Origin of the sequence: Streptococcus oralis SK610, assembly GCF_000257455.1 — a bacterium.
Lineage (GTDB): Bacteria > Bacillota > Bacilli > Lactobacillales > Streptococcaceae > Streptococcus > Streptococcus oralis_CB.
This window is the reverse complement of the sequence record NZ_AJKQ01000025.1, coordinates 19,878-36,839: the sequence shown is the minus strand read 5'-3', so window position 1 is coordinate 36,839 and position 16,962 is coordinate 19,878. Positions and strand designations below refer to the sequence as shown.

Below are 16,962 nucleotides of genomic sequence, written 5' to 3'. Positions count from 1 at the left end.
TGTGAATTTTTCTATATTGACATACAATCAGACCTTTGCTACAATCAGTTATGGAGGAAAAATCTAATGAAATTTTTGAAAAAAATGATGCAAGTTGGACTAGCAGTCTTTTTCTTTGCTTTGCTAGCGACAAGTACCGTATTGGCGGATACCACAGGTGGACAGTTTGCTGAAAAGGACAATAGAAAATATTATATAAAAGATGAGAATAAGGCTATCTACTGGCATAAAATAGACGGGAAAATGTACTATTTTGGTGGTAGAGGAGAGATGGTTGTCGGTTGGCAATACTTAGAAATTCCTGGGACAGGCTATCGTGATAATTTATTCTCTAACAATCCAGTCTTAGAAATCGGACTTCAACAGAAGTGGTACTATTTTGGACAAGATGGTGCTTTGCTAGAACAGACAGAGAAACAAGTCTTAGAGGCAAAATCGTCTGAAAATACAGGAAAAGTATATGGTGAACAGTACAATCCTTCTACCGAGAAGAGAACCTATTACTTCGATGAAGATTACGCCTTGAAGACAGGTTGGATTTATGAAGATGGTCATTGGTATTATTTAAATAAGCTTGGAAATTCTGGCGATGATTCTTACTATCCACTACCAATTGGTGAAATGGCTAAGGGTTGGACTCAAGATTTTCATGTTATTTTTGGCATTGACAGAAGCAAACCTGCTCCATGGTACTATTTAGATCCAGAAACTGGTATTATGCAAACTGGTTGGAAACAACTTGGCAATAAGTGGTACTATCTTCGTTCATCAGGAGCTATGGCGACTGGCTGGTATCAAGAAGGCTCATCTTGGTACTATTTAGATGCTCAAAATGGTGATATGAAGACAGGTTGGGCTTATGTTGGTAACAAGTGGTACTATCTCCGTTCATCAGGAGCTATGGTAACAGGCTGGCTTCAAGACGGCTCAACTTGGTACTACCTACATGCAAGTAATGGCGATATGAAGACAGGCTGGTTCCAAGTCAATGGCAAATGGTACTACGCTTATAGTTCAGGTGCTTTAGCAGTGAATACGACCGTAGAAGGCTATTACGTCAACTATAATGGCGAATGGGTTCAATAATGAAAGAGGCGATTGTGAAGGAAACAATCGCTTTTTTTGTGAAAATATAATAAAATAGATAGGAAAGAATAAATACTTGTATGATAAATAAGACGGTCTTTTCGTCTAGCAAAAGGAAAAAATGACAAAAGAAATTGGTGTCGGTCAGGCACATAGTAAGATTATTTTAATAGGAGAGCATGCAGTCGTTTACGGCTATCCTGCTATTTCCTTGCCTCTCTTAGAGGTGGAAGTGACTTGTAAGGTAGTTCCTGCAGCGAGTCCATGGCGTCTCTATGAGGAGGATACCTTGTCTATGGCGGTGTATGCTTCGCTTGAGCATCTAAATATCAAGGATGCCTGCATTCGCTGTGTGATTGACTCAGCTATCCCTGAAAAACGAGGGATGGGTTCGTCAGCAGCTATCAGTATAGCAGCCATTCGAGCTGTTTTTGACTACTATCAAGCCGACTTGCCTCATGATGTATTGGAAATCTTGGTCAATCGGGCTGAAATGATTGCCCATATGAATCCAAGTGGTTTGGATGCTAAGACCTGTCTCAGCGACCAGCCTATTCGCTTTATTAAAAACGTTGGATTTTCAGAGCTTGAGATGGATCTATCCGCCTATTTGGTGATTGCTGATACGGGCGTGTATGGTCACACTCGTGAAGCCATCCAAGTGGTTCAAAGCAAGGGGAAGGATGCCCTACCGTTTTTGCATGCCTTGGGAGAATTGACCCAGCAAGCAGAAGATGCGATTGGACGAAAAGATGCTGAAGGGCTGGGACAAATCCTCAGTCAAGCGCATTTACATTTAAAAGAAATTGGTGTCAGCAGCCCTGAGGCAGACTCCCTCGTTGAAACGGCTCTTAGCAATGGTGCTCTAGGTGCCAAGATGAGTGGTGGTGGACTAGGAGGCTGTATTATCGCCTTGGTAGCCAATCTGGACCAAGCGCAAGAACTAGCAAAACGATTAGAAGAGAAAGGAGCTGTTCAGACATGGATCGAAAGCCTGTAACAGTACGTTCCTACGCAAATATTGCCATTATCAAATACTGGGGAAAGAGAAAAGAAAAAGAGATGGTTCCTGCTACTAGCAGTATTTCTTTAACTTTGGAAAATATGTATACAGAGACGACCTTGTCGCCTCTACAAGCCCATGCGACAGCTGATGCCTTTTATATCAATGGTCAGCTCCAAAATGAGGCGGAGCATGCCAAGATGAGCAAGATTATCGACCGCTATCGTCCAGCAGGTGAGGGCTTTGTCCGTATCGATACCCAAAACAACATGCCGACTGCAGCGGGTTTATCCTCCAGTTCCAGCGGTTTGTCCGCCTTGGTAAAGGCTTGCAATTCTTATTTCCAGCTTGGTTTGGATCGGAGTCAGTTGGCACAGGAGGCTAAGTTTGCTTCTGGTTCTTCTTCTCGGAGTTTTTATGGACCACTGGGTGCCTGGGATAAGGATAGTGGAGAGATTTACCCTGTAGAGACAGACTTGAAACTAGCTATGATCATGTTGGTGCTAGAGGACAAGAAAAAACCAATTTCTAGCCGTGATGGGATGAAACTTTGTGTGGAAACCTCGACGACCTTTGATGACTGGGTACGCCAGTCTGAGAAGGATTATCAGGATATGCTGGTTTATCTCAAAGAGAATAACTTTGCCAAGGTTGGGGAACTAACGGAGAAAAATGCCCTAGCCATGCACGCTACGACAAAAACAGCATCGCCAGCCTTTTCTTATCTAACGGATGCGACTTATGAAGCTATGGACTTTGTCCGTCAACTTCGCGAGCAAGGAGAGGCCTGCTACTTTACCATGGATGCTGGTCCCAATGTCAAGGTCCTCTGTCAAGAGGAAGACTTGGAACACCTCTCAGAAATTTTCGGTCAACGTTACCGCTTGATTGTGTCAAAAACAAAGGATTTGAGTCAAGATGATTGCTGTTAAAACGTGCGGAAAACTCTATTGGGCAGGTGAATATGCTATTTTAGAGCCAGGACAGTTAGCCTTGATAAAGGCCATCCCCATCTATATGAAGGCTGAGATTGTGTTTTCTGAGAACTATCGTATCTACTCAGACATGTTTGATTTCGCAGTGGACTTGACGCCAAATCCTGACTACGGCTTGATTCAGGAAACGATTGCTTTGGTGGGAGACTTCCTTGCTGTTCGTGGTCAGACTTTGCGACCTTTTTCCCTGGAAATTCGTGGAAAAATGGAACGGGAAGGCAAAAAGTTTGGTCTAGGTTCTAGTGGTAGCGTCGTTGTCTTGGTGATAAAGGCCCTGCTGGCTCTGTATAATCTTTCGATTGATCAGGAACTCTTGTTCAAGCTGGCTAGCGCGGTCTTGCTCAAGCGAGGCGATAATGGCTCCATGGGAGACCTTGCCTGTATCGTTGCAGAGGATTTGGTTCTCTACCAATCTTTTGATCGAAAGAAGGTAACTACTTGGTTGCAAGAAGAAAACTTGGCAACAGTTTTGGAGCGTGATTGGGGCTTTTCTATCTCACAAGTAAAACCAGGTCTAGAATGTGATTTCCTAGTGGGATGGACCAAGGAAGTGGCTGTATCGAGTCAAATGGTTCAGCAAATCAAGCAAAATATCAATCAGAATTTTTTAACTTCTTCAAAAGCAACGGTGGCTGCTTTGGTAGAAGCCTTGGAGCAGGGGAATGCAGAAAACATCATCGAGCAGCTGGAAACAGCCAGTCAGCTCTTAGAAGGCTTGAGCCCAGATATTTACACGCCTTCACTGAGACAGTTGAAAGAAGCCAGTCAAGATTTGCAGGCTGTTGCCAAGAGTAGCGGTGCTGGTGGTGGTGACTGTGGCATTGCCTTGAGTTTTGATGTGCAATCAACCGAAACCTTAAAAAATCGTTGGGCCGATCTGGGGATTGAGCTCTTATACCAAGAAAGGATAGGACATGACGACAAATCGTAAGGATGAGCATATCCGCTATGCCCTTGAGCAGAAAAGTTCCTATAATAGCTTTGATGAGGTGGAGTTGATTCATTTTTCCCTGCCCCTTTACGACCTAGATGAGATTGATCTTTCGACAGAATTTGCAGGTCACAAGTGGGACTTTCCTTTTTATATCAATGCCATGACGGGTGGGAGCGATAAGGGGAGAGAAATCAATCAAAAGCTGGCTCAGGTGGCAGAAGCCTGTGGGATTTTGTTTGTAACGGGATCTTATAGCGCAGCCCTCAAAGATCCAACAGATAATTCTTTTTCTGTCAAATCTAGCCATCCAAATCTCCTCCTTGGAACCAATATTGGATTGGACAAGCCTGTTGAGTTAGGACTTCAGACTGTAGAAGAGATGAATCCTCTTCTCCTGCAAGTGCACGTCAATGTTATGCAGGAATTACTCATGCCCGAGGGAGAACGAAAGTTCAGAAGCTGGCAATCGCATCTAGCAGATTATAGCAAGCAGATCCCTGTTCCTATCGTTTTAAAGGAAGTCGGTTTTGGCATGGATGCCAAGACCATCGAAAGAGCCTATGAACTGGGTGTTCGAACGGTTGACCTGTCGGGTCGTGGTGGGACTAGCTTTGCCTACATTGAAAACCGTCGCAGTGGGCAACGCGACTACCTCAATCAATGGGGGCAGTCTACTATGCAAGCCCTCCTCAATGCCCAAGACTGGAAAGACAAGGTCGAACTCTTGGTCAGTGGAGGCGTTCGGAATCCGCTGGATATGATTAAGTGCTTGGTCTTTGGTGCCAAGGCTGTAGGACTGTCACGTACTGTTCTAGAGTTGATTGAAACCTATTCCGTCGAAGAGGTGATTGGTATTGTCCAAATCTGGAAAGCAGATTTACGCTTGATTATGTGTGCCCTTAATTGTGCCACCATAGCGGATCTGCAAAAAGTTGACTACATTCTTTATGGCAAACTAAAAGAAGCAAAAGATCAGATGTAGAGAGGTCGGGACAAGAATCCCGCCCTTTTTTGTAGCCTTTTGTCAACTGTGGTGAGTTGATGAAACCTAGCTTGTAGGAGCGATTTCTGTCCTATCTCCTTTTTCCATCCTCAGACCGAGGTGACTTTTTTGAATTGTGATAAAATAGAAGGGAGAGGATGCGTCTATGAAAAAATTTCAAATCTTTTTATTTATTGAAGCCTGTCTGTTGACGGGAGCTCTGATTTTGATGGTATCAGAGCATTTTTCGCGTTTTCTGCTGATTCTATTCCTCTTTTTGCTCTTGCTGCGCTATTATACAGGCAAGGAAGGCAACAACGTCTTCCTCCTTGTAGCGACTATTCTTTTCTTTTTCATCGTCATGCTCAATCCCTTTGTGATTTTAGCTATCTTTGTGGCAGTTATCTATAGCCTCTTTCTTCTCTATCCAATGATGAATCAAGAAAGAGAGGAGACGGATTTGGTCTTTGAAGAAGTGGTGACGGTTAAAAATGAACGCAATCCTTGGTTTGGTAATCTCCATCATTTCTCTAGCCATCAGACCTGCCAGTTTGACGATATCAACCTCTTTCGTCTCATGGGCAAGGACACCATTCATTTGGAAAGAGTTATTCTAACTAATCATGACAATGTCATTATCCTTAGAAAGATGGTCGGAACGACTAGAATTATAGTACCTGTAGATGTGGAAATCAGCCTCAGTGTCAACTGCCTCTATGGAGATCTTACCTTCCTTCATCAACCTAAGAAATCCCTTCGCAATGAACACTATCATCAGGAAACCAGGGACTATCTAAAGAGTAACAAGAGCGTCAAGATTTTCCTAACTACTATGGTTGGCGATGTGGAGGTGGTCAGAGGATGAAAAAGCAATCTTATCTGTTAATCGGCCTGACTTCTTTCCTCTTTATCCTCTTTTTGACCAATAGTCTACTTGATATTCTCAATCTTGATTGGTCCTATTCACTACAAGATATTGAGAAGGCAGAAAAACTCATCTTCTTGATTTTGGTCTTTAGCCTTTCCATGACCTTCTTTTTTGTCCTCTTTTGGCGGGTGATGGAAGAAATTTCTCGCAGAAAAATGCAGGTCAATCTCAAACGCTTGTTAGCAGGAAAAGAGGTGGTTTCTTTTGCAGATCCAGACTTGGATGCCAGTTTCAAGTCCTTATCTGGCAAGCTCAATCTCTTGACAGAAGCTGTTCAAAAGGCTGAAAATCAAGGCCTGGTCAGGGAAGAAGCACTTATCGAGAAAGAACGCAAACGGATAGCACGTGACTTGCACGATACAGTTAGTCAGGAGTTGTTTGCAGCCCATATGATTTTATCAGGTGTCAGTCAGCAGGCTTTTAAGCTGGATAGAGAAAAGATGCAGACCCAGTTGCAAAGTGTCGCGGCCATCCTAGAGGCAGCCCAGAAAGATCTACGGGTCTTGCTCCTACATTTGCGACCTGTAGAGTTGGAAGAGAAGAGTTTGGTTGAGGGGATTCAAATCCTCTTAAAAGAGCTTGAGGACAAGAGCGATCTCAAGGTCAGTCTCAAGCAAAATGTGTCTAAATTGCCGAAGAAGATTGAAGAACATATCTTCCGCATTTTGCAGGAGTTGATTAGCAATACCCTTCGCCATGCCCAGGCATCTTGTCTAGATGTCTACGTCTATCAGACAGATGTTGAAGTGCAGCTGAAGGTGGTGGACAATGGGATTGGCTTCCAGTTGGGGAGTTTAGACGACTTGAGTTATGGACTGCGAAATATCAAGGAGCGGGTAGAAGATATGGCAGGGACGGTTCAACTTTTGACAGCACCTAAGCGAGGACTGGCGGTTGATATCCGTATTCCCCTGCTAGACAAGGAATCATAAAGGAGTATAGATGAAAATTTTACTGGTAGATGACCATGAAATGGTCCGATTGGGCTTGAAAAGCTACTTTGACCTCCAAGACGATGTAGAAGTTGTAGGCGAGGCAGCCAATGGATCTCAAGGTATTGACTTGGCTTTGGAATTGCGTCCAGATGTCATTGTCATGGATATCGTCATGCCTGAGATGAATGGGATTGATGCAACCTTGGCTATTCTCAAAGAATGGCCTGAAGCCAAGATATTAATTGTCACCTCTTACTTGGACAATGAAAAAATCATGCCAGTCTTGAATGCGGGTGCCAAAGGCTATATGCTTAAGACTTCAAGTGCAGATGAATTGCTCCATGCTGTTCGTAAGGTGGCTGCTGGCGAGCTGGCCATTGAACAAGAGGTCAGCAAGAAGGTCGAATACCACCGTAATCATATGGAGCTTCATGAGGAGCTGACTGCGCGTGAGCGAGACGTACTTCAACTCATCGCCAAGGGCTACGAAAATCAGCGCATTGCAGATGAACTCTTTATCTCTCTCAAGACGGTCAAGACCCATGTGTCCAATATCCTTGCCAAGCTTGAGGTCAGCGATCGCACTCAGGCGGCGGTCTATGCCTTTCAGCACCACTTGGTCGGGCAGGAGGAGTTTTAGATGAGTCTTGCAGATTTACTTGTGGAGCTCGAAGCGGGAAAAGACCCTGAGAAAGCAGGCCCAATGGAAACCTATATGCGCCATCAATTTCCCTTTCTAGGGATTGCAGGTCCTGAAAGAAATGCCCTCTATAAAAAGTATTTTCCAAGCACGAAAAAAACAAAGGTCATCGATTGGGATTTTGTAGACACTTGCTGGGAAAAGGATGCTAGAGAATATCAATATGTGGGTGCCAACTATTTGAAAGCTATGCAGTCTTATCTAAAGAAGGACGATTTGCCTAAGCTTGAGCGTCTGGTCGTGACCAAGTCTTGGTGGGACACGGTGGATATTCTGGATCGAGTAGTAGGAAGTTTGGTGGCTAACCATCCGGAACTTGAAGAAGTGCTTTTAAAATGGAGCCTATCAGACAATATCTGGCTGAGACGAGTCGCTATTGACCACCAGTTGTTAAGAAAAGAGAAAACAAATGTCCAACTGATGGAAAAGATCCTGCTCAACAATCTGGACCAGACAGAATTTTTTATCAACAAAGCCATCGGCTGGGCTCTAAGAGACTACTCTAAAACCAATCCCGAATGGGTAGCATGTTTCATTGAAAAAAATAGGAAACGAATGGCTGAACTTAGTATCAAGGAAGCGAGCAAGTACCTCTAGCACTATTGAAAAGCGCATTCATTACTTGAAAAAAGTCGCTATTATATGGTATAATGGACTGTATTAAAAATTTTAAGGAGAAATGACAGAATGTCTGTATCATTTGAAAACAAAGAAACAAACCGTGGTGTCTTGACTTTCACTATCTCTCAAGACCAAATCAAACCAGAATTGGACCGTGTATTTAACTCAGTAAAGAAAACTCTTAACGTTCCTGGTTTCCGTAAAGGTCACCTTCCACGCCCTATCTTCGACCAAAAATTTGGTGAAGAAGCTCTTTATCAAGATGCAATGAACGCACTTTTGCCAAACGCTTATGAAGCTGCAGTAAAAGAAGCTGGTCTTGAAGTAGTTGCACAACCAAAAATTGACGTAACTTCAATGGAAAAAGGTCAAGACTGGGTTATCACAGCTGAAGTCGTGACAAAACCTGAAGTAAAATTGGGTGACTACAAAAACCTTGAAGTATCAGTAGATGTAGAAAAAGAAGTAACTGACGCTGACGTTGAAGAACGTATCGAACGTGAACGCAACAACTTGGCTGAATTGGTTATCAAAGAAGGCGCTGCTGAAAATGGCGACACTGTTGTTATTGACTTCGTTGGTTCTATCGACGGTGTTGAATTTGACGGTGGAAAAGGTGAAAACTTCTCACTTGGACTTGGATCAGGTCAATTCATCCCTGGTTTTGAAGACCAATTGGTAGGTCACTCAGCTGGCGAAACTGTTGATGTTGTCGTAACATTCCCAGAAGACTACCAAGCAGAAGACCTTGCAGGTAAAGAAGCTAAATTCGTGACAACTATTCACGAAGTAAAAGCTAAAGAAGTTCCAGCTCTTGATGATGAACTTGCAAAAGATATCGACGAAGAAGTGGAAACTCTTGATGAATTGAAAGAAAAATACCGCAAAGAATTGACTGCCGCGAAAGAAGAAGCATACAAAGATGCCGTTGAAGGTGCAGCAATCGATAAAGCTGTAGAAAACGCTGAAATCGTAGAACTTCCAGAAGAAATGATCCACGAAGAAGTTCACCGTTCAGTAAATGAATTCCTTGGAAACTTGCAACGTCAAGGTATCAACCCTGACATGTACTTCCAAATCACAGGAACTACTCAAGAAGATCTTCACAAACAATACGAAGCAGAAGCTGAGTCACGTACGAAGACTAACCTTGTTATCGAAGCAGTTGCCAAAGCTGAAGGATTTGACGCTTCAGAAGAAGAAATCCAAAAAGAAATCGAGCAATTGGCTGCAGACTACAACATGGAAGTGGCACAAGTTCAAAACTTGCTTTCAGCTGACATGTTGAAACACGATATCACTATCAAAAAAGCTGTTGAGTTGATCACAAGCACAGCAACAGTTAAATAATCTTAAAAGATAAAAAGCCCACCTGACTAGGTGGGCTTTCTGTTGCGCTATTTTCCAAAAATCTCTTTAAGGTCTGCGTCTGTAATCCCAATCATGGCTGGGATGCTAGACCAGTTTTTCTCGGCGAGGATGTAGGATTGTTCAGAGTCACTTGCTGTGGCAGTTTCAGAGAGGGCTTGTTTACTTTCTTCAATATTATTTTCAATTAAATCACTGAAGCGTTCAATCAGACAGGTCTTGCGAGCAGTCCCGATATGCTTGACTGCATAGTCAAAGGCCTGTAATTCGCCTAGTAAGATAAGCTTGCTTTTGGCGCGTGTAATGGCTGTATAGATGAGATTGCGCTCCAGCATGCGCTTGCTAGCACTAGTAATGGGTAGGATGACAACAGGAAACTCACTTCCCTGCGACTTATGGATACTCATGGCATAGGCTAGACGAATCTTGTACCATTCGTTTCGAGGATAGATGACCTCATTGCCATCGAAATCAATGACAATCTCGTCTTGTTTGGACTCGGTGTATTTTCCAGGGATCAAATCTGTGATGTAGCCTAGGTCTCCGTTAAAGACATTGACTTCGGCATCGTTGACTAGGTGAATAACCTTGTCCCCAGTTCGATAGTGACACTGAGTTGCTTCAAAGCTAACTTGCCCCTTTTGCTGAGGATTGAGCAGGTCTTGCATGAGTTGGTTGATGGCGTCAATGCCAGCAGTTCCTCGATACATAGGCGCTAACACCTGAATATCACGAGCCGGAATGCCACTTCTGAGGGCAGCACCAAGAATTTTCTCAATCGTAGCTGGGATATGGCCACTAGCGATTTCAAAGTAGGAACGGTCAGCTTTTTTCTGGGTAAAGTCAGCTGGCAAGATGCCTTGTCGAATCTGACTAGCCAAGGTGACGATAGTTGATTCTTCACTCTGACGGTAAATCCGTTCCAAGCGCGTCTGAGGTATCAGGGGTATCTGGAGCAGGTCGGCCAGAACTTGTCCAGGACTGACAGAAGGCAACTGGTCACTGTCTCCCACGATGAGGATTTTACTGTTAGAAGAAATGTTGGAGAAGAGTTGGTTGGCTAGCCAAGTATCCACCATGGAAAACTCATCTACAATGATAAAATCGGCATCTAGATAATCTTCCAGATGGCTGGTATCATCGTCTCCCGTCATTCCCAAATGACGGTGTATAGTAGCACTTGGCAAACCTGTCAATTCATTCATGCGCCGAGCCGCTCGACCAGTTGGTGCAGCGAGAAGAATAGGCAGGTTGCTCTTTTTCTTGAGATCGAGTCCTTCTAAGAGGGCATAAACAGCGATAATACCATTGATAACAGTCGTCTTACCAGTACCAGGTCCACCTGTCAGGATAAAAACCTTGTTCTGGATAGCGTCACAGATAGCCTGCTTTTGGATACTATCGTATTGGATACCCAGTTCTTTCTCGACACTAGCGATATGCTTTTGAATAGTTTCTAAGTTCTGACTCTTCTGTTTTCCTTTTTCAAGGATACGAACCAAGTGACTGCGGATGCCTTCTTCAGCGAAAAAGAGGCTATTATCAAAGATTTTGGTATCAATCTGCTGAACCATGTCTTCTTCGATCAGATGAGATAATTCCTGAGCTACTTGGCTGGGATCGAGTTCCACGGGACGGGAAGACTCGAGGAGAGTCAGGGTCTGTTCCAGCAAATCTCGGGCTTCCATATAGGTATCGCCCGTATCCATACATCCCTGAAAAAGACTGTGGACAAGGCCAGCACGGAAGCGCTCGGGAGCTTGGCTTTCGATGCCTAGTTCGGCAGCTAATTGGTCAGCAATGGTAAAGCCCAAACCCTTGATATCCTCAACCAGTTGATAGGGATAATTTTCGACAATATCCAGTGTTTCTTCCTTGTAAAAGTCTTGAATCTGAAAGGCCAGTTTATTGGGAATGCCGTAGTTGGCCAGTTTTGCCAAGACCATTTCTGTCCCATAGTTGAGACGGAGGGTGGAGACAAAAGCCTCACGGTTTTTGGCAGAGAGTCCAGCAATGCTTTCCAGCTTTTCAGGATGCTCCAGAATTTCATCGATAGTGTTTTCACCATAGCTATCAACGATTTTCTGAGCTGTTTTGAGTCCAATTCCCTTGAAATGGCTACTCGAAAAGTATTTGACCAGCCCATTTTTAGTTGGTTTTGCCCGTTCATAACGGCTGATCTGAAGCTGTTCCCCATACTTGGAGTGCTGAACGATTTGTCCCCAAAAAGTGTAGTCTTCACCCTCAATCACGTCCGCCATGGTTCCTGTAACGATGATTTCAAAATCGTCAAAGTCCTCCGCATTGGTATCTTCGATATCTAGGAGGAGAATGCGATAAAAATTACTGGGATTTTCAAAAATAATCCGTTCAATGGTGCCTGAAAAATAAACTTCCATAGGTTTCCTTTACATGAGTTCGTGAGAATTGGTCTCTTGGCCACTTTGAAAAGCTAGATGACGAAAAGGTTTTTCTCGCAATAGAAAAAGAGACTGAGACTTAGCATTCTCGGCCTCTTCCTTATCTTAAAAAGTTCCGATACGGTTAAGTGGCCAGAAACGGAATTTTGCTTCGCCTTTGATTTCGCTGGCCTTGAAGGTACCAACATGGCGGCTGTCGCTAGAGACTAGACGATCGTCACCAAGAAGAAGGTACTCGCCTTGAGGGACAGTAAAGCTGAAGCTAGTGTTGGAATTGACATCGACCGTAAAGGCTTGTGCCTTTTGAGCAAGCTCTCTAAAGTAGACTCCTTTGTTTCCTTCGAATCCTTTGCCAGTATAGGTGTTTTGCAACTTTTCTGTTTTGAACAAGTTGAGGTATTCAGCTAGGTAGGGTTCATCCGTTTCTTTATCGTTGATAAAGAGTTTGTCATTTTCGTATCGGATGGTATCTCCGGGCATACCGATGACCCTTTTGACAATGTCTTTATTTCCGTCTTCCTCGTGCGCAACCACGATGTCGAAGCGGTCAATTGGGAGGTGTTTAACAACGAAAAGAACTTCTCCGTCGGCTAGGGTAGGGTCCATCGAGTGTCCTTCCACACGGACATTGCTCCATAGAAAGATACGGCTAAGACCGACCAGTGCGATAATCAGGAAGAAAACTCCCCATTCTTTTATAAATGATTTTAAATAGTTCATGGTTTACCTCTATAGAAGTTTTTTTGCTTTTTCAGTATTTTTAAAATGCAGTTTGGCGCAGAAATGAAGTCCCTTCATACCATAGGCTTGAAGGATTTTGCTGGCAACTTTATCAGATGCAGTTCCAGCGCCACTTGGCAGTTGGTAGCCCAGTTCTCGTCCAAGATTTTCCAAGTTTTCGAGGAAGAGATCACGCGCGATGATAGAGCTAACTGCAACAGCCAGGTATTTGCCCTCGGCTTTTTCTTCCAAACTGATCTTGTTTGGAAAACGGTTGGCTTCTTGCGCCAAGTACTTGTCATAGTTTTTAGGACTTGTAAAAGCATCAATCACGATTTTTTCTGGCTGGACTCCTTTTTGAAGCAGGAGAAAAATAGCCTGATTGTGAAGGGCAACCTTTACAGAAACAGCATTGTAACGCTCTCCGATAACTTCGTTGTACTTGCTCGGTGAAAGGAGGAGCGCTTGGTGCTGGACCTTTTCTTTAAGGATAGGGGCAATCTGACGAATCTTTTGGTCTGTCAGAGTCTTAGAATCCCCTACACCGAGTTTTCGCAAGAAGTCGTGCTGGTCAGGTGTCACGAAGGAAGCCACGACAGCCAGTCCACCAAAGTAGGAACCATTTCCCACCTCATCGGTCCCAATCATAGGAAAATCTTGTCCCCTAGTTTCCTCTACAACTTGATGGCCAAAGAAACTGGCGTATTGCTCAGCAGCTTCGCCCTGGAGGAGAACTTTTCCAGAAGTATAGATGGAAACCGTTGCCTGAGGCAATCGCAAAAAATAGCGAATATAGGGATTTTTACTAGGACTGAGAGCCTTCTGATACTGACTTAAAAAACTCTGAATTTTCTCTTCACTTGGTGTGAGTGTGATACTTGCCATAGTCTCTATTGTACCACAAAAGCAGGAGAATTGGTAAAAACTGACAAAGTTAGCGAAATTTGGTATAATATCGTGAGGTGAATTTTATGGCAAATCTAAATCGATATAAGTTTACATTCGGGAAAAAGACATTAACCTTGACAACCGAGCATGACAACCTCTTTATGGAGGAAATTGCCAAGGTTGCGACTGAAAAATACCAAGCAATTAAAGAACAAATGCCTGGGGCGGATGATGAAACCATTGCGCTTCTTTTGGCGGTCAACTGTCTGTCTACACAGCTCAATCGTGAAATTGAATTTGATGACAAGGAGCAAGAGTTGTTAGAACTCCGCCACAAGTTGATTGCTGTTAAACAAGAACAGAGCAAGATTGAGGACTCCTTATGATTTCAATCCTACTCTTATTGGTTCTGGCTTGGGGCTTTTACATCGGCTACCGTAGAGGCTTGGTCCTGCAAGTTTATTATTTCCTCGTTGCAGTAATTTCAGCCTTTGTTGCGGGACAGTTTTATAAATCACTGGGAGAACACTTCCACTTGCTTGTCCCTTATGCCAATCCTCAGGAAGGACAAGGCACCTTTTTCTTCCCTTCAGACCAGCTGTTTCACCTAGACAAGGTCTTTTATGCGGGTATCGCCTACCTTTTAGTTTTCGGAATTTGTTACAGTATCGGACGTTTTATCGGTTTGTTCCTGCACTTGATTCCAACTAAAAAGCTTGATGTTAAATGGTTGCGTATGGGAGCAGGCGTTTTGTCTCTATTGGTAACCTTATTTGTCTTGCAAATGGCTCTGACCATTCTTGCAACGGTGCCTCTGGCAGTCATTCAAAATTCACTCGAAAAAAGTACAGTAGCCAAACATATCATCCAAAGTGTCCCTTTTACGACAAATCTTATCAAACAACTCTGGGTGACAAACTTAATCGGATAAAAAGGGCGGGATTTTTCCTAGCCCTTTGTTTACAGATTGGACGACTAGGTCAAAACCCCTAGTTGCTATAATCTTGTAAACAAGCATACAAGGAAAGAATATGAATACAAAAATACTAGAAACCTTAGAATTTAATAAAATCAAAGCCTTGTTTGAACCGCATCTCTTGACAGAACAAGGACTAGAGGAGTTAAAAGGCTTAGCTCCAACTGCCAAGGCGGATAAGATTAAACAAGCCTTTACAGAGATGGAGGAAATGCAAGCCCTATTTGTGGAGCAACCTCACTTTACCATCCTAGCGACGCGTGAGATATCAGCTGTTTGCAAGCGTCTGGAGATGGGGGCGGATCTCAATATCGAGGAGTTCTTGCTCCTCAAACGAGTCTTGCTAGCTAGCAGAGAGTTACAAAGTTTTTATGCCAATCTCGAAAATGTACGTTTGGAGCAGTTGGCGAGGTGGTTTGAGAAACTCCATGAGTTTCCACACTTGCAAGGAAGTCTCCAAGCTCTAAATGATGCTGGATTTATCGAGAATTTTGCCAGCGAAGAACTAGCACGTATCCGCCGGAAAATCCATGATAGCGAGAGTCAAGTTCGAGATGTCTTGCAAGACTTACTTAAACAAAAATCTCAGATGTTGACGGAAGGCATAATCGCTAGCAGAAATGGCCGTCAAGTCTTACCAGTCAAGAACACCTATCGCAATAAGATTGCGGGTGTTGTCCATGACATATCTGCCAGTGGAAACACAGTCTATATCGAGCCACGTGAGGTCGTCAAGCTGAGCGAAGAAATCGCTAGTCTGCGAGCAGACGAACGCTATGAGATGATTCGTATCCTGCAGGAGCTCTCAGAACGGATCCGCCCTCATGCTGCTGAGATTGCTAATGACGCTTGGATCATCGGCCATTTAGACTTGATTCGTGCCAAAGTTCGCTTTATTCAAGAAAGAAAAGCAGTTGTTCCCCAACTTTCAGAGAACCAAGAGATTCAACTCCTTCATGTTCGCCATCCTTTGGTCAAAAATGCTGTCGCAAACGATGTACACTTTGGTAAGGAATTAACGGCCATTGTCATTACAGGTCCCAATACGGGTGGGAAGACCATCATGCTCAAAACTCTGGGATTGACGCAACTCATGGCCCAATCAGGCTTGCCTATTTTAGCTGATAAGGGGAGCCGTGTCGGTGTTTTCGTGGAAATCTTCGCAGATATCGGGGATGAGCAGTCTATCGAACAAAGCTTGTCTACCTTCTCCAGCCACATGACCAATATCGTAGATATTCTTGGCAAGGTCAACCAACATTCACTCTTACTCTTGGATGAGTTGGGGGCTGGTACAGATCCTCAAGAGGGAGCCGCCCTTGCTATGGCTATTCTGGAGGATCTTCGTCTGCGTCAGGTCAAGACCATGGCGACGACCCACTATCCAGAACTCAAGGCTTATGGTATTGAGACAGCCTTTGTGCAGAATGCCAGCATGGAGTTTGATACAGCTAGTCTGCGTCCGACCTATCGCTTTATGCAGGGAGTTCCTGGCCGAAGCAATGCCTTTGAAATTGCCAAACGTCTGGGCTTGTCAGATGTCATCGTAGGAGATGCTAGCCAGCAGGTCAATCAAGATAATGATGTCAACCGTATCATTGAGCAATTGGAAGAGCAAACGCTTGAAAGTCGCAAACGCTTGGATAATATCCGTGAGGTGGAGCAAGAAAACCTCAAGATGAATCGAGCACTCAAAAAACTCTACAACGAACTCAGTCGTGAAAAAGAAACTGAGCTTAACAAGGCGCGTGAACAGGCTGCTGAGATTGTGGAACTCGCTCTAAGTGAGAGTGACCAGATCCTGAAAAATCTTCACAGTAAGTCTCAACTCAAGCCCCACGAAATCATTGAAGCCAAGGCTGAGCTGAAGAAATTAGCCCCTGAAAAAGTCGACTTGTCTAAAAACAAGGTCCTTCAAAAAGCCAAGAAAAAACGAGCTCCAAAGGTGGGAGATGACATTGTGGTCCTCAGTTATGGACAACGTGGAACCTTGACCAATCAGCTTAAGGACGGCCGTTGGGAAGCCCAAGTCGGTTTAATCAAGATGACCTTGGAAGAGAAAGAATTTGACCTTGTTCAGGCTCAGCAAGAAGCCCCAGTCAAGAAAAAACAAGTCAATGTCGTCAAACGAGCTTCTGGTCGTGGTCCGCAAGCCAGACTGGATCTCCGAGGCAAACGGTACGAAGAAGCCATGAATGAGCTGGATGCCTTTATCGACCAAGCCCTGCTCAATAACATGGCGCAGGTCGACATTATCCACGGTATCGGAACGGGAGTCATCCGTGAAGGAGTCACCAAATACCTACAAAGAAACAAGCATGTTAAGAGTTTCGGCTATGCTCCACAGAATGCTGGGGGCAGTGGCGCAACCATTGTGACCTTTAAAGGTTAGAAAAAGAGTGCTTC

The 16,962-nt window shown here is 44.0% G+C and carries 16 protein-coding genes; 13 read left to right on the top strand and 3 right to left on the bottom strand.

All coding sequences use genetic code 11. From position 1 onward, the window contains the following. Positions 1–66 precede the first annotated feature (66 nt). The 10 genes from cbpC (at position 67) to tig (ending at position 9,534) form a co-directional block, all read left to right on the top strand. Positions 67–1,086: a choline-binding protein CbpC gene (gene cbpC / locus HMPREF1115_RS09480; protein WP_000670354.1), complete on the top strand. Its 1,020-nt coding sequence runs from the start codon at positions 67–69 to the stop codon at positions 1,084–1,086. A gap of 121 nt (positions 1,087–1,207) precedes the next feature. Beyond that, positions 1,208–2,086, top strand: coding sequence for a mevalonate kinase (gene mvk / locus HMPREF1115_RS09475; protein WP_000159501.1), 879 nt, complete (start codon positions 1,208–1,210; stop codon positions 2,084–2,086). Beyond that, entirely contained in the window at positions 2,068–3,021 is a 954-nt protein-coding gene (gene mvaD, locus HMPREF1115_RS09470) for a diphosphomevalonate decarboxylase (RefSeq protein ID WP_000375376.1), read from the top strand. Before mvk ends, mvaD begins: the two co-directional genes overlap by 19 nt. After that, the gene (locus HMPREF1115_RS09465) at positions 3,008–4,015 is read left to right on the top strand and encodes a phosphomevalonate kinase (RefSeq protein WP_000562397.1); all 1,008 of its coding nucleotides are present in this window, start codon (positions 3,008–3,010) and stop codon (positions 4,013–4,015) included. The genes mvaD and HMPREF1115_RS09465 overlap by 14 nt, the downstream gene beginning before the upstream one ends. Next, on the top strand, positions 3,999–5,000 hold the full coding sequence (gene fni / locus HMPREF1115_RS09460; RefSeq protein ID WP_000210636.1) for a type 2 isopentenyl-diphosphate Delta-isomerase: 1,002 nt from the start codon (positions 3,999–4,001) through the stop codon (positions 4,998–5,000). Before HMPREF1115_RS09465 ends, fni begins: the two co-directional genes overlap by 17 nt. Positions 5,001–5,166: 166 nt before the next feature. Beyond that, the gene (gene liaF, locus HMPREF1115_RS09455; protein WP_000714488.1) at positions 5,167–5,865 is read left to right on the top strand and encodes a cell wall-active antibiotics response protein LiaF; all 699 of its coding nucleotides are present in this window, start codon (positions 5,167–5,169) and stop codon (positions 5,863–5,865) included. Beyond that, positions 5,862–6,860, top strand: a complete 999-nt coding sequence (locus tag HMPREF1115_RS09450) for an envelope stress sensor histidine kinase LiaS (RefSeq protein WP_000744930.1) — start codon at positions 5,862–5,864, stop codon at positions 6,858–6,860. The genes liaF and HMPREF1115_RS09450 overlap by 4 nt, the downstream gene beginning before the upstream one ends. A 10-nt stretch (positions 6,861–6,870) precedes the next feature. After that, entirely contained in the window at positions 6,871–7,503 is a 633-nt protein-coding gene (locus tag HMPREF1115_RS09445) for a response regulator transcription factor (RefSeq protein WP_000698412.1), read from the top strand. Continuing rightward, the gene (locus HMPREF1115_RS09440; RefSeq protein ID WP_000050045.1) at positions 7,504–8,160 is read left to right on the top strand and encodes a DNA alkylation repair protein; all 657 of its coding nucleotides are present in this window, start codon (positions 7,504–7,506) and stop codon (positions 8,158–8,160) included. Positions 8,161–8,250: 90 nt separating this feature from the next. After that, positions 8,251–9,534: a trigger factor gene (gene tig, locus HMPREF1115_RS09435; RefSeq protein WP_000116506.1), complete on the top strand. Its 1,284-nt coding sequence runs from the start codon at positions 8,251–8,253 to the stop codon at positions 9,532–9,534. 47 nt (positions 9,535–9,581) lie between these two features. Here the strand turns inward: tig and recD2 are convergent, their stop codons facing one another. The 3 genes from recD2 to rnhC all read right to left on the bottom strand — a co-directional run bounded on the left by recD2 (position 9,582) and on the right by rnhC (position 13,577). After that, complete coding sequence (recD2, locus tag HMPREF1115_RS09430) at positions 9,582–11,951, bottom strand: SF1B family DNA helicase RecD2 (protein ID WP_000454458.1); 2,370 nt, start codon at positions 11,949–11,951, stop codon at positions 9,582–9,584. Positions 11,952–12,077: 126 nt separating this feature from the next. Further along, positions 12,078–12,692 (bottom strand): signal peptidase I, encoded by a 615-nt coding sequence (gene lepB, locus HMPREF1115_RS09425; RefSeq protein ID WP_001108430.1) that lies wholly within the window; start codon positions 12,690–12,692, stop codon positions 12,078–12,080. Between the two features lie 9 nt (positions 12,693–12,701). Beyond that, positions 12,702–13,577, bottom strand: coding sequence for a ribonuclease HIII (gene rnhC / locus HMPREF1115_RS09420; RefSeq protein WP_000146846.1), 876 nt, complete (start codon positions 13,575–13,577; stop codon positions 12,702–12,704). An 86-nt stretch (positions 13,578–13,663) separates the two neighbouring features. On the opposite strand from rnhC, the gene zapA reads away from it, so the two are divergent. From zapA to HMPREF1115_RS09405, 3 genes are all read left to right on the top strand, one after another. Further along, the gene (gene zapA / locus HMPREF1115_RS09415; RefSeq protein ID WP_000002028.1) at positions 13,664–13,966 is read left to right on the top strand and encodes a cell division protein ZapA; all 303 of its coding nucleotides are present in this window, start codon (positions 13,664–13,666) and stop codon (positions 13,964–13,966) included. After that, positions 13,963–14,511, top strand: a complete 549-nt coding sequence (locus tag HMPREF1115_RS09410; RefSeq protein WP_000623542.1) for a CvpA family protein — start codon at positions 13,963–13,965, stop codon at positions 14,509–14,511. The genes zapA and HMPREF1115_RS09410 overlap by 4 nt, the downstream gene beginning before the upstream one ends. A gap of 100 nt (positions 14,512–14,611) precedes the next feature. Then, positions 14,612–16,948 (top strand): endonuclease MutS2, encoded by a 2,337-nt coding sequence (locus tag HMPREF1115_RS09405; protein ID WP_001092918.1) that lies wholly within the window; start codon positions 14,612–14,614, stop codon positions 16,946–16,948. Positions 16,949–16,962 lie beyond the last annotated feature (14 nt).

Excerpts from the sequence above, each read along its gene's own strand:
- cbpC (WP_000670354.1), top strand. The coding sequence starts at position 67 with ATGAAATTTTTGAAAAAAATGATGCAAGTTGGACTAGCAGTCTTTTTC.
- mvk (WP_000159501.1), top strand. The coding sequence starts at position 1,208 with ATGACAAAAGAAATTGGTGTCGGTCAGGCACATAGTAAGATTATTTTA.
- mvaD (WP_000375376.1), top strand. The coding sequence starts at position 2,068 with ATGGATCGAAAGCCTGTAACAGTACGTTCCTACGCAAATATTGCCATT.
- HMPREF1115_RS09465 (WP_000562397.1), top strand. The coding sequence starts at position 3,008 with ATGATTGCTGTTAAAACGTGCGGAAAACTCTATTGGGCAGGTGAATAT.
- fni (WP_000210636.1), top strand. The coding sequence starts at position 3,999 with ATGACGACAAATCGTAAGGATGAGCATATCCGCTATGCCCTTGAGCAG.
- liaF (WP_000714488.1), top strand. The coding sequence starts at position 5,167 with ATGAAAAAATTTCAAATCTTTTTATTTATTGAAGCCTGTCTGTTGACG.
- HMPREF1115_RS09450 (WP_000744930.1), top strand. The coding sequence starts at position 5,862 with ATGAAAAAGCAATCTTATCTGTTAATCGGCCTGACTTCTTTCCTCTTT.
- HMPREF1115_RS09445 (WP_000698412.1), top strand. The coding sequence starts at position 6,871 with ATGAAAATTTTACTGGTAGATGACCATGAAATGGTCCGATTGGGCTTG.
- HMPREF1115_RS09440 (WP_000050045.1), top strand. The coding sequence starts at position 7,504 with ATGAGTCTTGCAGATTTACTTGTGGAGCTCGAAGCGGGAAAAGACCCT.
- tig (WP_000116506.1), top strand. The coding sequence starts at position 8,251 with ATGTCTGTATCATTTGAAAACAAAGAAACAAACCGTGGTGTCTTGACT.
- recD2 (WP_000454458.1), bottom strand. The coding sequence starts at position 11,951 with ATGGAAGTTTATTTTTCAGGCACCATTGAACGGATTATTTTTGAAAAT.
- lepB (WP_001108430.1), bottom strand. The coding sequence starts at position 12,692 with ATGAACTATTTAAAATCATTTATAAAAGAATGGGGAGTTTTCTTCCTG.
- rnhC (WP_000146846.1), bottom strand. The coding sequence starts at position 13,577 with ATGGCAAGTATCACACTCACACCAAGTGAAGAGAAAATTCAGAGTTTT.
- zapA (WP_000002028.1), top strand. The coding sequence starts at position 13,664 with ATGGCAAATCTAAATCGATATAAGTTTACATTCGGGAAAAAGACATTA.
- HMPREF1115_RS09410 (WP_000623542.1), top strand. The coding sequence starts at position 13,963 with ATGATTTCAATCCTACTCTTATTGGTTCTGGCTTGGGGCTTTTACATC.
- HMPREF1115_RS09405 (WP_001092918.1), top strand. The coding sequence starts at position 14,612 with ATGAATACAAAAATACTAGAAACCTTAGAATTTAATAAAATCAAAGCC.